The 14,540-nt window shown below is 68.8% G+C and carries 14 protein-coding genes; 7 read left to right on the plus strand and 7 right to left on the minus strand.

The genetic code is table 11. From position 1 onward, the window contains the following. Positions 1-169 precede the first annotated feature (169 nt). The gene (locus AC507J_RS04245; protein ID WP_496287726.1) at positions 170-634 is read right to left on the minus strand and encodes a DUF5318 domain-containing protein; all 465 of its coding nucleotides are present in this window, start codon (positions 632-634) and stop codon (positions 170-172) included. Positions 635-807: 173 nt separating this feature from the next. On the opposite strand from AC507J_RS04245, the gene AC507J_RS04250 reads away from it, so the two are divergent. Together AC507J_RS04250 and AC507J_RS04255 are read left to right on the plus strand one after the other, a co-directional pair. Then, complete coding sequence (locus AC507J_RS04250) at positions 808-1,446, plus strand: PadR family transcriptional regulator (protein WP_496287727.1); 639 nt, start codon at positions 808-810, stop codon at positions 1,444-1,446. Positions 1,447-1,469: 23 nt separating this feature from the next. Further along, entirely contained in the window at positions 1,470-2,549 is a 1,080-nt protein-coding gene (locus AC507J_RS04255) for an inositol-3-phosphate synthase (RefSeq protein WP_496287905.1), read from the plus strand. Positions 2,550-2,606: 57 nt separating this feature from the next. Here the strand turns inward: AC507J_RS04255 and AC507J_RS04260 are convergent, their stop codons facing one another. The 3 genes from AC507J_RS04260 to AC507J_RS04270 form a co-directional block, all read right to left on the minus strand. Beyond that, complete coding sequence (locus AC507J_RS04260; protein ID WP_496287728.1) at positions 2,607-2,951, minus strand: type II toxin-antitoxin system death-on-curing family toxin; 345 nt, start codon at positions 2,949-2,951, stop codon at positions 2,607-2,609. Positions 2,952-2,989: 38 nt separating this feature from the next. Further along, entirely contained in the window at positions 2,990-3,196 is a 207-nt protein-coding gene (locus AC507J_RS04265; RefSeq protein ID WP_496287729.1) for a ribbon-helix-helix protein, CopG family, read from the minus strand. A gap of 164 nt (positions 3,197-3,360) precedes the next feature. After that, complete coding sequence (locus AC507J_RS04270) at positions 3,361-3,603, minus strand: hypothetical protein (RefSeq protein WP_496287730.1); 243 nt, start codon at positions 3,601-3,603, stop codon at positions 3,361-3,363. 638 nt (positions 3,604-4,241) lie between these two features. Here AC507J_RS04270 and AC507J_RS04275 point away from each other — a divergent pair. From AC507J_RS04275 to AC507J_RS04285, 3 genes are all read left to right on the plus strand, one after another. Next, positions 4,242-5,096 carry a helix-turn-helix domain-containing protein gene (locus AC507J_RS04275; RefSeq protein WP_496287731.1) on the plus strand — a complete coding sequence of 285 codons (855 nt, stop codon included), beginning with the start codon at positions 4,242-4,244 and terminating at the stop codon, positions 5,094-5,096. Positions 5,097-5,100: 4 nt separating this feature from the next. After that, positions 5,101-5,325, plus strand: a complete 225-nt coding sequence (locus AC507J_RS04280; protein WP_496287732.1) for a DUF397 domain-containing protein — start codon at positions 5,101-5,103, stop codon at positions 5,323-5,325. A gap of 238 nt (positions 5,326-5,563) precedes the next feature. Then, positions 5,564-6,109, plus strand: a complete 546-nt coding sequence (locus AC507J_RS04285) for a hypothetical protein (protein ID WP_496287733.1) — start codon at positions 5,564-5,566, stop codon at positions 6,107-6,109. Between the two features lie 126 nt (positions 6,110-6,235). Here the strand turns inward: AC507J_RS04285 and AC507J_RS04290 are convergent, their stop codons facing one another. The 3 genes from AC507J_RS04290 to AC507J_RS04300 form a co-directional block, all read right to left on the minus strand. Further along, the gene (locus AC507J_RS04290; protein ID WP_496287734.1) at positions 6,236-6,715 is read right to left on the minus strand and encodes a methylated-DNA--[protein]-cysteine S-methyltransferase; all 480 of its coding nucleotides are present in this window, start codon (positions 6,713-6,715) and stop codon (positions 6,236-6,238) included. A gap of 105 nt (positions 6,716-6,820) precedes the next feature. After that, a complete protein-coding gene (locus AC507J_RS04295) occupies positions 6,821-8,851 on the minus strand; it encodes a S8 family serine peptidase (protein WP_496287735.1) in 2,031 nt (676 codons plus the stop codon). Positions 8,852-9,093: 242 nt separating this feature from the next. Beyond that, positions 9,094-10,554 carry a CCA tRNA nucleotidyltransferase gene (locus AC507J_RS04300; RefSeq protein ID WP_496287736.1) on the minus strand — a complete coding sequence of 487 codons (1,461 nt, stop codon included), beginning with the start codon at positions 10,552-10,554 and terminating at the stop codon, positions 9,094-9,096. 125 nt (positions 10,555-10,679) lie between these two features. Between AC507J_RS04300 and murJ the strand changes: the two genes are divergently transcribed. Together murJ and AC507J_RS04310 are read left to right on the plus strand one after the other, a co-directional pair. After that, complete coding sequence (gene murJ / locus AC507J_RS04305) at positions 10,680-12,428, plus strand: murein biosynthesis integral membrane protein MurJ (protein WP_496287737.1); 1,749 nt, start codon at positions 10,680-10,682, stop codon at positions 12,426-12,428. A 434-nt stretch (positions 12,429-12,862) separates the two neighbouring features. Then, the gene (locus AC507J_RS04310; RefSeq protein ID WP_496287738.1) at positions 12,863-14,470 is read left to right on the plus strand and encodes a protein kinase family protein; all 1,608 of its coding nucleotides are present in this window, start codon (positions 12,863-12,865) and stop codon (positions 14,468-14,470) included. Positions 14,471-14,540: the final 70 nt, after the last annotated feature.

Below are 14,540 nucleotides of genomic sequence, written 5' to 3' on the forward strand. Positions count from 1 at the left end.
TGTCGCGCCGCCACCGGTTTGCCGTGAGTTGCGACACCCGCCGACCCGGCACGGGGGTACCGCGCCGGCGAGTTCGGATCAGAATTATCGGGACTATTCGCCCGTACGAGCCATCGGTCGCCCCAGCCAGGTGGTACCCCACGGCCAGGGCCGGCCGATCGAGCTCGATTCACCGTTGCGCCTCTCGCCTTCTTCGCGCACCTTGTCCACCGGCGGCGGCCACACCACTCGCCGCCTGCTGCTCCGACTCGCCGTCAGCGCCACCGGTCAGCCCGTCCCGCCCGAGCAGGAACTGCTCGACGAGATGGTTCCAGTCACAGCCGAGGCACACCTCCACCACGAAGACCTGGAACTCACGCAGCGTCATCGCCAGCACGGACAACTCGGCCACTGTACGGGCCTGGCCGGCGGACTGCTTGAGTTCGTCTCCGTAAATGTAGTGGACGTGGGTGAGGTTCTCGCTCCGGCAGATCGGACACCGCTGGTCGGTGGGCTCCCCGTGGAAGCGAGCCGCGTTCTTCAGGTAGGGAGACGCGTCGCAAAGGTCATAGGTGCCGACACGTCCGGCGAGGAGTTCACGCAGCACCGCTCGCTTTCGGAGCGAGTAGTCGACCACCTGGCGCTGCGTACGCATGCGGCAAAGGGTACGCGCTCTCGTCAGGCGAGGCGACCACCGTCACGATCCGTGAGCAGGACGCATCAGAGCGGGTGTTTGCCCCAGCCAGGGCGAGACGCTACGGTGCGATGTATCGGTCCGATACATCGTGGCGGTTAGCGCTCCACGCACAGGGTAAAGGAAGGGTGGCCGTGCTCGAACTCGCCATCCTCGGCCTGTTGCAGGAGGCCCCGATGCACGGCTACGAGCTCCGCAAGGAGCTCACCGCCAAGCTCGGGGCGATCCGGGCGGCCATCAGCTACGGCTCGCTCTACCCCACCCTGCGCCGTCTGCAGGCGGCGGGCTGGATCACCGAGGCCGCCGAGACACCCGCCACCGCCGAGGAGGTTCCCGCGCTGACCAGCCGACGAGGTCGGGTGGTCTACACCATCACCGCGGAGGGCAAGGAACGCTTCGCCCAGCTCATCGCACAGACCGGGCCGGAGACGTACGGCGATACCGGTTTCGGTGTGCACTTCGCGTTCTTTTCCCGAACCGACCAGGCGACCCGGCTTCGGATCCTGGAAGGTCGCCGCCGCACCATCGAGGAACGCCGCGAGGGCCTGCGCGACATGCTGGGCCGGGCGGCCGAACGCCTCGACGCGTACACGCTGGAGCTGCAACGCCACGGCCTGGAGGCCTGTGAGCGTGAGGTCCGCTGGCTGGAGGAGCTCATCGCCAACGAGCGCTCCGGCCGTGCCCCGACGGTCCCGCAGGACGGGACGGCCGGCGGCCGACGAGAAGACAACAGCCCGCCTCCGCCTGGAGAGTCCAGGAAAGAGCGGCCGTGACAGAAAAGAAGGAGGCACACGCGATGGGCTCCGTCCGCGTCGCCATCGTCGGTGTGGGTAACTGCGCCTCGTCCCTGGTACAGGGCGTCGAGTACTACCGGAACGCCGACCCGAACGACCGCGTCCCGGGTCTCATGCACGTCACCTTCGGCGACTACCACGTCTCGGACGTGCAGTTCGTCGCGGCGTTCGATGTCGACGCCAAGAAGGTGGGCATGGACCTCGCGGAGGCGATCGTCGCCAGCGAGAACAACACCATCAAGCTCTGTGACGTGCCGCCTACCGGCGTCGCCGTGCAGCGCGGCCCGACCTTCGACGGTCTCGGCCAGTACTACCGCGAGATCATCGAGGAGTCCGGCGCCGAGCCGGTCGACGTGGCGCAGGCGCTGCGCGACGCGCAGGTCGACGTCGTCGTCTCCTACCTGCCGGTCGGCTCGGAGCAGGCCGACAAGTTCTACGCCCAGGCCGCGATCGACGCCGGCTGCGCGTTCGTCAACGCCCTGCCCGTCTTCATCGCCTCCGACCCGGAGTGGGCGCAGAAGTTCACCGACGCCGGTCTGCCGATCGTCGGTGACGACATCAAGAGCCAGGTCGGCGCGACCATCGTGCACCGGGCCCTCGCGAAGCTCTTCGAGGACCGGGGGGTCGAGCTGCTGCGCACGTACCAGCTCAACTTCGGCGGCAACATGGACTTCATGAACATGCTGGAGCGCAACCGCCTGGTCTCGAAGAAGATCTCGAAGACCCAGTCGGTGACCTCCCAGGTGCCGCACGAGATGGCCAAGAGCGACGTGCACATCGGCCCGTCCGACCACGTGCCGTGGCTGGACGACCGCAAGTGGGCCTACATCCGCCTGGAGGGCCGCTCGTTCGGCGACACCCCGCTCAACGCCGAGCTGAAGCTCGAGGTGTGGGACTCGCCGAACTCGGCGGGCGTCATCATCGACGCGGTCCGCGCCGCGAAGATCGCCCTGGACCGGAAGATCGGCGGCCCGATCCTGTCGGCCTCGTCGTACTTCATGAAGTCCCCGCCGGAGCAGTACGCCGACCACGAGGCGCACGCCGCCGTCGAGGCGTTCATCGCCGGCGAGATCGAGCGCTGACGACGTAACAGCACCGCTGAGGGCCGGGTCCACACGGACCCGGCCCTCGCGTCGTCCTCAGCGCGCCATTTCCAGGTACGGCGACAGCCGCATGGCCAACTCCTCCACCGAGTCGACCTCACCGCTGGTCAACGCATCAGTGAGCGCCATCCGCTCTTTGGTCGGCATCCTGAGGGTGAAGCCGGATCGGCTCAGGAAAACGCGCATCGCAGCCCAGGCGAGACCTGCGTTCCACAGATCCAGAGGTCGCCACATCATCAGCCCGTGCAGCAACGCTGCCGCCTTGTCCAGCACCGTCGGATAAGTGGCCTGGCCGATCAAGTGCGCATGCGGCCTGCTCGCCGCAGCGACCAGGATTCCGGCATCGCGCACCTGGCTACGCGGACCGGTGTGCTCGGCCATCAGAGTCAGCAGATCCTCCGCGTCCGGCCACGCGCTTCTCACCGATCCCCCAACATCTCGAAGAACTCCGCGTCCTCCTCGAAGACCCGACGCGCGGCCTGACGAGTCCACTCGGCGCGCTCCTGGCGGTCGAGGTACTCCTGGATCGCCAGTTCCACGGTTTTGTGCATCGAGCGATGCTCGGCCTCGGCCAGCTCACGGAGCCGCTGTTCTACTTCGGGCTTGAGCGTCAGGGTGAAGGCCATACCAGTTTTGTATAACTCATCCGGGGCCACGTCAACCGCGCTTGGCACTACTACTTCTCCTCTGGTTGCTAGGGCGAGTTGTTACCTGTTGGCTGGTCCCGACGCGCCACGGCCAGACACGGCGAGCGGGTGCGGCAGCACGCGAATCGGGTGTGTAACGACCGTCACGTACGCATCGGCCCCCTGCCGATGAGGCAGAGGCCGGTCGGCTGGACGAAGATCGAGCGACGCTCGACCGCGTCGCCCTTGCGGTCCAACTCGTAAACGTCGAGCCAGCACCAGCCGTGATAGGTGCTCAGGTCATCGCGGACCCGGATCACCCGGGCGACAAAGGGCCGCTTGGCGAACTGGACGCTCGCGGCTCGGGTCACCCGGACCAGATCGCCGGGCGCGATCTCGACCCTCATGACCCGTACCGCCGCCACGCCCTGATCCGGGTCCGTGCCACCTCGACGGCAGGACACCATCCCCCGTCGCGGCACACTCGACAGCGGTGGTGGCGGTGGAACTCCAACACCCGCCAGGCGATTCCTACCAGCGTCGGCAAGCGCCGCCCGGTCACGACCCCAGCCGGCTCTCGTGCGGTCCCATCGGTGCGTACCCCTCCGGAAAGGGGGCGGACGCGCGGTCCGGCACCGCCGCGAGGGGGATTCGCGGCGGGGTCCGCGCGCCCGCCCGGCTCGGCGCCGGGGGATGCGCTGTCGGGTCAGCACACCACCCGGCCGAAAACCGAAGCGGTACGCACAACGCAGCCGCGCCGATGCCCGCAGGCGGCGGGTACGGCGTGGTAGACAGTCTGGGAGTCGATCCCCGGGACGCCATCCATCGCGATGTGCTTCCGTTCGGCTCGTTCCCGGACCGGGGTGGGCATGCCGCCAAGCCGACCCACCCCGGTCCGTCCTACCTCGACCGTCGATCACCTTCGGTAACCACAGCCACACGCAGCATGCACGGCAAGCTCCAAAAACGCAAGATTGCGTATTCAGCGTTTCTCCGGTCATGCTGTTCTGCGGAGGGTTGAGGCTCAGGGTCGGGAGTTGGAGACATGGCGAATGAGCAGGTGGCCACCCTGCGGGCGCAGTGGATCGGTCAGCAACTGCGTGCGATGCGGGAAAGCGCCCGACTGACCCTCAAGGACGTGGGTGACTTCATCAACCGGAACGCGTCCACGGTGAGCCGGATGGAGGCCGGAACCATCCCACCCCGGGTGCCCGAGGTGCTCGCCTACCTCGACCTGTGCGGTGTTGACGACCCGCGCCGCCGCGAAGACCTCAAAACCATGGCCCAGGATGCCTGGCAGAAGGGGTGGTGGGACGGTTTCAGCGCCAACGTCGCCGGGTCACTGATCGACTGGATCTGGCTGGAGAGCCGGGCTGCCGAGATCAAATCCTTCGAGGCACTGGTCGTCCCGGGCCTGCTACAGACGCGCGCCTACGCCGAAGCCCTGATCCGGGCCTGGGACGATGGAGCCACCGACGAAGAAGTCGCCCGGTTCGTCGAGGTCCGGATGAAACGGCAGCGGCGGTTGGAGGAGCCCGATCCACTCCAGTTCTCCACCGTCATCGACGAAGGCGCGCTCCGGCGAATCGTCGGCGGACCCGAGGTGATGCGTACACAACTCGCCCACCTCCGCGCGGTGGCCGGCTGGCCGAACGTCGAGGTCATGATCCTTCCAGCGACCGCCGGAGCCCATGCGAGCCCCGATGGCACCTTCGATGTCTTCCGGATGCGTCGCCCGTATCCTGCCGCTGGCTGCATTTCCACCGCCATGGGCACGGTCGTAGTGGAAGGGGAGAAAGCCGATTCGCTACACCAGCGCTACGATCGGCTACGCCGGGCGGCGCTTCGCAACGGTGCCGTGCAGCGTGTCCTCTTCGACCTCGAAGCGCGTCTGGAGTGAGCCCATGGCCACCACCGACCGACCCACTGGCACCGGACTGCCGGTGGCCTGGCACGTCAGCACCCGTAGCGGTAGCGGAGGCGGCAACTGTGTCGAGGCCGGGCCGGTGCTCGACGGCAGCGGCCGGTGCGCCGTACGCGACAGCAAGGACCGCACCGGTCCGACGCTGCTCTTCTCCGCGACCGCTTGGACCGCCTTCGTGAGCGAGATTCCCACCGACCGCTCCTGAGCAAAGAGATCTTGGTACAGGGTTGCCCCTAGAGGGGCGTTTTCGGACCAAGATTCGGGTTAGGGTGAGCGACGTGTCACCCATTGGCGATGTTCGTTTCGTGAGGTCAGGGCGCCGGGTTGCCGGGGCAGTCGCGGGTGCGATGCTCGTCGCCGCTTTGGTCGCCTGTGCCCAGCCGGGGGATGCCCCATCCGCCGACCCTGGTGAGGATGCACCACCCGCCATTCCACTGACACCCGTGGCCGAGGCCCGCTGTGCGGTCACAGCCGGCGCACCACCGGCGGTGGTGGCCGAGCCGAGCGCCTCTGCGGCGAGCCCTGCTCCCGAGGCGCTGGCCGAGTCGGGGGGTGTCGTCGCCTCCCCGGTCGTACCGGGGTCGCCCGGCACCGGGAACCCGCTGGCCGACGAGCAGTTGCGCCAGGAGGAGTTCCTGCGCCAGCAGGCGGCCAACAAAGCCTTCCGGCAGCGCGGCGACCTCGACCCGGTGGCGGCCGCTGGTGCCCAGGCATGTGCAGTCGAGGTCTCGCGGAGTCTCAACCTGTTCACCACCGGCGGCCGGGACGAGCCGGAGGAGGAGGCCGTCTTGGCGGCGGTGAGCGCCACCGGGCTGCTCGACGTCGTCGTTCGGCCGCCGGGCCGGCTCGACCTCGGTCCCGGCGACGGGTTGCTCTTCGCCGGGTGGACCGGCCGGGCCTGCGTCTTCGGCAGCGTCCGGCAGGACGACATCAGGGTCGAGATCGGTACCCGGATCGCCGACGGCGGCTGCCTCCCCGCCCCCAACTGACTCCCACCACCCGCTGGCCACCGGCCGCCCCGAAGCCTGGTTGACCATGAGGTTAGCGGCATTAGTTGATCTTCAAACTGCCGCCAACCTCATGATCAACGGGGTCAGTGGGGTGGGTGGGGTGGGTTAAGACCAGGCGCGGTGGAGGGCTACTCGGGCTTCGAGTTCGAGGAGTTTGATTTTGCGGTCCAGGCCGCCGCCGAAGCCGACCAGCTTCCCACCTGCGCCGATGATGCGGTGACACGGCACGATCACCGGGATCGGGTTGCGGTTGCAGGCCACCCCGACCGCGCGGGCCGCCCCCGGGTCGCCCACCCGCCGGGCCACCTCGCCGTAGGTAAGTGTCTCGCCGTACGGGATGCGGGTCATCTCCCGCCACACCGCCCGCTCGAACTCCGATCCGCGGGGCACCGTCACCGGCACGTCGAAGCCGGTCAGCTCCCCGGCGAAGTACGCCCGCAGCTCCGCAACGGCCTGCCGCGCACCCTCGTCGGCCGGCTCGGTGTCGGCGTTCTCGACCGGGCCGAAGTGCGTTCCGCACACGCTGGTGCCGTCGGTGGCCACCGCGAACACTCCGATCGGCGAGTCGAGCATCGTCCAACGCATGCCGCCATTGTCCACCTGCCCGACCGGCCCCGGACGTGGCGACGCCCGCCGGAACGTCCCCGTGTACCGGGGTGCTCCGGCGGGCGCCAGAGGTGTGGTGCGAGGTCAGGCGGCGGAGAAGGTGAACTTCTCGCCCTTGCCCGGGGTCGAGCTGAGGCTCTTGCTGGCGATCAACTGCTTGGTACCGGCCGAGCCGGCGGTGACCAGCTTGTTGGCGCCACCCAGCAGGGTGACCGTGCCGTCGCCGTAGTACCAGAAGAAGGCGAACTCCTCCCAGTAGCCGACCGACTTCTTGCTGGCGATCAGCGGCTTCTTGCCCTTGCTCGGCGTGGTCACGTACTTGTTGTTGGCCAGCGCCTTCAGGCCGAAGAAGCCGTCACCCCGGTTGACGATCTGGAACTTCGTCGACTTGGTGACCGACTTGCTTGTGGCCTTCAGCGGCTTGCTGCCGGCAACCACGTACTTCTTGTTGGCGAGCGACCTGATGGTGACCACCGGAGGCGGCGCGTCGACGGTGAACTTCTCCGACGTGCCGATGCTGGTCTTGCTCGCCTTCAACGACGACTTGCCGGACTTCGGCGCCGTCACGTACTTGCCGTTGGCCTTGGCCTTGAGGCTGACCGTGCCGTCGGTGTGGTTGACGATCGTGAACTTCCCCGACGTGACGATCTTCTTGTGGCTGGCGATCAGCGGCTTCTTGCCCTTGCTCGGCGCGACCACGTACCGGCCGGTGCTCTTGGAGCGCAGCGCCACCAGGCCGCTGCCGGCGTTGACGATGTCGTAGCGCTGAGCGGTGCCCAGGCTCTTGCCGTTGTTGACAAGTGCCTTCTTGGTGCTGGCCGCAGTGACGAACTTGCCGTTGGACTTGGCCTTGAAGCCGTACGCCGAACGGGCCTGGGTGACCGAGCCGACGGTCAGCAGCCGGTCGATCGAGCCCTTCGGGTCGTAGACCGCGCCGGCGATGCCGGTGGTGACGATGCGGTCGCGGACCTGCTTCGGCGTCCAGGTCGGGTTGCTGTGCAGCAGCAGCGCCGCAGCGCCCGCCACGTGCGGGGCGGCCATCGAGGTGCCGTTCTCACCCACGCTGCCGGTGCTGCTGTTGTGCCGCGCCGAGACGATGCTCACCCCGGGGGCGAAGATGTCGAGGCACTTGCCGTAGTTCGAGAACCAGGCGCGCATGTCGACCCGGTCGGTGGCACCCACGGTGATCGCGTCCGGCACCCGGGCCGGCGACACCTTGCAGGCGTCCATGCCCTCGTTACCGGCGGCGATCGAGTAGGTGACGCCTGCGGCGATGGAGCGCTTCACGGCCGCGTCGAGCACCGAGTCCACGCCGCCGCCGAGGCTCATGTTGACCACTGCCGGCTTCTGCGCGTTCGCGGTCACCCAGTCGATGCCGGCGACGACCGTCTCGGTGGTGCCGCCACCCTCGCAGTCGAGCACCTTCACGTCGACGAGCTTGACGCCCTTGGCCACACCGAACTTGGTGCCACCGACGGTGCCGGCCACGTGCGTGCCGTGACCGTTGCAGTCCCCGCCGCCGACCGGTGCCTCACCGGGCAGCGGTGGGTTGAAGGCGTCGAAGCCGAAGCGCGCCCGGCCGCCGAAGTCCTGGTGACTGAGGTTGATGCCGGTGTCCAGGATGTACGCGGTGACCCGGCTGCCGGTGTTCGGGTACTTGTAGGACTTGTTCAGCTTGGCCGAGGCCTGGTCGATCCGGTCCAGGCCCCAGGACGGCGGGCTGCTCTGCGTGCCACTGGCCTGGACTCGCCGCACCGGCTCGACGGAGGCCACGGCAGGGTTCTTGGCGAGCTTGTCGGCCTGCCGCTGGTTCATCTCGACGGAGAAGCCGCTGAGGGCATTGCCGAAGACCTGGCCGACGGTGCCACCGTTGGCTTTGGCCAGCGTCGTCGCGGTGGACCGGACGCTGCTGTAGGAGGCCCGCTGGTCCTTGAGGACGACGATGTAGCGATCCGGCACCACGCCGGAACTTCCGCTGCCGTGGACCTTCGGCAGCGAACGGTCCGACGGGTCGGCTGCGGCGACACCGCCGGAGGCGACGGTGAGGATGGATGAGGCGGTGGCAAGGGCAAGGCCCGCCACCGCCGAGCGGCGCAGTACGCCACGGCGCTTCACTAGATGAACTCCCCGTTCGTCATCGACCACACCTCGGCATGGCCGGACGGATAGTGGATCGTCCCGCTTCGACAGTCGAGCGAGTGGACGTGCCAACGATCATTCCTGATCAACGCAATGAGGCGCGTCAACCTTTCGGTCGAAACGTTGGCGTTTCGGCGTAGCGGCCTTCGCCGAGCGACCATCCGAGATGGACAGCAAATGGATAAAAGTGCTTAATGGCGCCCCGCTGCGGGCACCGCTCAGCCGAGGATGCCCTCGTCGCGAGCCCAACGCAGCAGTTCGGCCTCGGCGGTGTCCCGGTCCAGCGGCCCACGCTCCAGCCGCAGGTCCTTCAGATGTTTCCAGGCCCGTCCCACGATCGGTCCCGGCGGTACGCCGAGCAGCTCCATGATCGCGTTCCCGTCGAGGTCGGGCCGGACCCGGGCCAGATCCTCCTCGGCGGCAAGCCGGGCGATCCGCTCCTCCAGGGCGTCGTAGTCCGCCGCCAGCGCGGCCGCCTTGCGGCGGTTCCGGGTGGTGCAGTCCGACCTGGTCAGCTTGTGCAGCCGGGGCAGCAGATCACCGGCGTCCGTGACGTACCGGCGCACCGCCGAGTCGGTCCACTCGCCCCGGCCGTAACCGTAGAAGCGCAGGTGCAGCCCGACCAGGGCGGTCACCTTCGACGTGATCTCCTTCGGGTAGCGGAGCGCCTTCATCCGCGCCTTGGTCAACCGGGCACCGACCACCTCGTGGTGGTGGAAGCTGACCCGCCCGTCCGAGCCGACCGACTTGGTGGCCGGCTTGCCGACGTCGTGCATCAGGGCGGCCATCCGGAGGATGAAGTCCGGCCCGTCCTCCTCGTACGAGATCGCGTTACGGACCACCGTGAGGGTGTGCTCGTAGACGTCCTTGTGCTGGGCGTGCTCGTCGATTTCCAGCTTGAGCCCGGTCAGCTCGGGCAGGAAACGCTCGGCCAGCCCGGTGTCGACGAGCAGCCGCAGCCCACTGATCGGATCCGCACCGCAGAGCAGCTTGGTGAACTCGTCGCGGATCCGTTCGGCGGTGATCCGGTCCAGGTCCGTCGCCATCCGGCTCATCGCCGCGCGTACGTCCGGATTCACCGCGAAACGCAGCTGCGCCGCGAACCGGGCCGCCCGCAGCATCCGCAGCGGGTCGTCACCGAACGACTCGGCGGGCGTGCCCGGGGTACGCACCACCTTCGCGGCCAGGTCGGCCAGGCCGCCGTACGGGTCGGTGAACCGGTGCTCGGGCAGGCTCACCGCCATCGCGTTGACTGTGAAGTCCCGCCGTCGCAGGTCCTCGACCAGGCTGGTGCCGTACTCCACCACCGGGTTGCGGGTGACCTGGTCGTACGACTCGGCACGGAAGGTGGTGATCTCCAGCCGCAGGCCGCCGCGTTGGCAGCCGATGGTGCCGAACTCACGCCCGGTCTCCCAGATCGCCTCGGCCCAGCCGCGCACGATGTCCAGCGTCTGGTCGGGGTGCGCGTCGGTGCAGAAGTCGAGGTCCTCGCCGAGCCGGCCGAGCAGGGCGTCGCGTACCGAACCGCCCACCAGGTGCAGCTCGTGGCCGGCGGCGGCGAACCGGCGGCCCAGCTCGTCGGCGACCGGTGAGACCCGGAGCAGTTCGGCGACGGCGTTGCGCTGTGCGGCGGTGAGTTCGCGGCGGTCGGTGGCGTGGGATGCGGCGGCTTCGGACATGGGAGCGCCAGCCTATCGGTCCTGACCGGCATCTCCTCCGCCGGGCGCGGTATACCGCTCTGGGTTGACTAAGGTCTGTGGCGTGCGGGCCGGTGCCGGCTCCGGCGTACCCCTTGGAGGCACAGATGAGCGGCGGGCTCTACCGCAGCGCGAACGCCCAGCAGGGCGGCGCGCCCGGCGGCCAGCCGAACGACGGCGCCACGTTCATCTCCGCCGAACCGCTGAACCAACCGGCGATGGAGTCGACCGCACCACCGCAGGAGCAGGTGGCGGAGGGCAGCGCCGCGGCCAACAGCGCGGTGATGGCGGTCGGCAGCCTGGTCAGCCGGGGTACGGGTTTCCTGCGCAACCTGGTCATCGGTGCCGCGCTGGGCGGGGCGCTGGTGGGCGACGCCTACACCACGGCACAGATCCTGCCGGGAATGGTCTACGAGTTCCTGCTCGGCGGCATTCTGACGAGTGTCCTCATTCCGGTGCTGGTACGTCGCCGCAAGGCGGACAGCGACGGCGGCCAGGCGTACGCCCAGCGGCTGTTGACCCTGGGGCTGCTCGCGCTGGGTGCCGCCGCCGTGCTCGCGGTAGCCCTCGCCGTGCCGCTGACCTGGCTGTACGGGGCCGACGAGTCCGGCGACTACTCGGAGCTGGTCACCGCGCTGGCCCGGCTCATGCTGCCGATGATCTTCTTCTCCGGGCTGAGCGCGCTGATCAGCGCCGTGCTCAACACCCGGGGCCACTTCGCCGCCCCGATGTGGGCGCCGATCCTCAACAACCTGGTGGTCATCGGCACCGCGGGCCTGTACATCGCGCTCTTCGGCACGGAGATCGTCGGGCCGGAGGACATGACCACCGGACGGATCCTGCTGATCGGTGGCGGCACCCTGGTCGGGGTGGCCGTTCAGGTCGCCGGCCTGCTGCCGGCCCTGCGCAAGGTCGGCTTCCGGTGGAAGCTCCGCTTCGACTTCCGCAAGCTCGGGCTTGCCGAGTTGGGTCGGCTCGGCGCCTGGATGATCTGCTACGTCGCGGTCAGCCAGGTCGGCCTCATCGTGCTGTTCAACCTGCTCAACCGTGCCGGCAAGGAGAACGCCGCCGGTCCGCTGATCTACAACAACGTGTTCCTGCTGTTGATGACCGCACACGGCATCATCGCCGTATCGATCATCACCGCGTTGATGCCCCGGATGAGCGCCGCCGCCGCCGACGGCCGCTTCGCCGACCTCGCCGCCGACCTGTCCCGGGGCACCCGCACGGTGTCGGCGGTGCTCGCCCCGATCGCGGTCTGCTACGCCGTGCTGGCCTCTCCGATCGCGTTCACCCTGTTCCGCTGGGGTGCGTTCAACGAGGAGAACGCGACCGCGACGTCGCTGGTGCTGCTGGCCGCCGCGCTCGCCCTCGTGCCGTTCGCGATCAGCCAGCTGTTCACCTTCGCCTTCTACGCGTTGCCGGACACCCGCACCCCGGCGCTTATCAACATTCCGGTGGTGGCGCTCCGGATCGGGGTGCAGGTCGCCCTCTTCCTGATCTTCTCGGCGAGCTTCGCCGGCGCGGGGATGATGATCGGTAACGCGGTCTCGTACCTGGCCGCCGCGATCGCCTCGGCGTGGTTGCTGCGGCCCCGGGTGGGCCGCATCGGGCTCGGCGCGATCCTGCGTACCCTCGGCCGGGTGGCCCTCGCCGCGGCCGGTGCCGCAGTGGCCGGTCTGCTAGTCGTGGCCGTGCTTCCCGGTGACGACACGCCGAGCCGGTTGGAGGCGATCGTCCAACTGCTTGTGGGTGGCGCGGTGATCGGCGGCACCTACCTCGGCTTGGCCATGGTGTTGCGGATTTCGGAGATCACCGAGGTGGTCGGCATGGTCCGCCGCCGCCTCGGCCGCTGATCAGGCACTGCCGCACGCAGAGTGACCGCGGATCACCAGCCTGGGGACCAGCCTGTGGATAACTGGGCGCGCCGCCGCTCACCTGACGGTTCGGCCTGTGGATAACCAACCGGAAGTCCGAGCATGGTCGGCCGATCGACGGGAACCCCGCCAGCGTCAGACCCGCCGACTCCTCCGCACAGCCCGTGCGGAGGCGAAATGTGGGCAACATCTAGATTGGCTGGTACATGAGCCAGCAACCTGGCTGACAGCGGTTGTAACAGGACAAGCCCGCCCGAGGCGTGAGATCCGCAGCGGTGGCGGCGGGAAGATGACATGTCGGGGAGACGGCGAACCCAGGTAAGGTCGCTCTCGACGGGTACGACAGGCACCGGCGCACGCGCCGTGCCGGGACCAGGTCGCCCGGTGCGACACGAAGGCGGAGCGGGAATCAGATGCCCAGCAGCGCGGGTCCATCGATCGACACGATCACCGAGGGAGGACGGGTGACCCAGGTCGGCGAGGGTCAGGACGCGGACGAGACCACTCCGCCGGTCATGACCTTCGGTGCTCCGGAGGCCGGTGAGATCCTCGCCGAACGGTACGAACTGGTCGAGCACATCAACAACGACAGCGCGGGCCGGCTGGTCTGGCGCGGCGTCGATGTCGTGCTGCGTCGTCCCGTCGCGGTCGTCATGCGCTACCCGGGCGGCGATTCCGCCACCGAGATGCTCCAGGCCGCCGTCGCGGCCAGCCGGGTCATCCATCCCAATCTGGTCGGGGTCTACGACGCGATCGACGAGGCCGATCGTGCCTACGTGGTGCGCGAGTGGGTCGACGGCCAGTCGCTGCGGGAGTTGGTCGCGAGCGGGCCGCTGGACGCCGGCCGGGCCACCGCCGTCGGCAACGCGGTCGCCAGTGCGCTGGCCGCCGTGCACGCCACCGACATGGTGCACGGCAACGTGCACCCGGGCACCGTCATGATCAGCGACGATGGCCGGGTGGTCCTGGCGGACGCCCGCACCGACGGCGCCGACAGCCAGGAGACCGACCTCCGGGCGGTCGGCGGCATCCTCTACTACGCCCTGACCGGGCACTGGCCGCACGCCGAGGCACCGCTGCGGGGCGCCACCGCCGGGCACGGCCGGGCGGCCATCCCCGACGCGGTACGCGACGCAAACGGTGCCGCAGCGGCTCCGCGCCAGGTCCGGGCCGGTGTGCCGGCCTATCTTGACGACCTCACCATGGACCTGCTGGACACCAACGTCCCGCCTCCCTCGTCGGACGTGCTGGCTGCGGAGCTCGCCCGGCTCGACGTACCCGCCGACGACGACTACCTCGACAACAGCGGACCGTTGCGCTTCGCCGCCGAGCCCGGTGAGGAGCCGTCGCCGCTGGCCGCCGCAGGCGGGCGCAAGGTCGCCCTGGGCATCGCCAGCCTACTCACGGTTGCCCTGATCGGCCTGCTGATCGGCATCAGCACGCTGAGCGGCAACGACGAGGATCCGCAGACCGACCCGGTCGCCTCCGCCCCCAGCGCCACCCCTCCGGCGAGCGCGGAACCGCCGGCACCCACCATCCGGAACCTGAAGATCAGCGCCGCCCGGATCATCGACCCGGACAGCAATGACCGCGCCGAGGTACGCGATGCCGAGAAGGTCTTCGATGGTGACCAGGACGAGGGCTGGTCGACGCAGACCTACAAGGGCAGCGGCAACTTCGGCAACATCAAGCGCGGCATGGGCGTCTGGATCGACCTCGGCACCGAACGCACCGTCCGGTCGGTGCAGGTGAACCTCTCCGACACCGGTGCCTCTGCGGAACTGCTGACCGGGACGCTCGACGCCCCGTCGACCAGCAGCGGTGACAACCAGATGCTCACCGAGTACAAGAAGAACCAGATCGGGCAGCCCTTCGAGGCGCACGACGGGACCACCATGACCTTCAACGGCTTCGACGCCGACCAGAAGTACCGCTACCTGCTGTTCTGGATCACCGAGTTGCCCCCGAACGGGAACGGCTTCAAGGTCGGTGTCCAGGAGATCACGGTCCAGGGGTCGTGACGGAGCGGCACCCGCAGCGGGCCTGACGATGGACGTACGCGACGGACGTGCTGCCGCTCGGGACCGGACG

It is taken from the genome of Micromonospora sp. PRAS1, from assembly GCF_059553435.1.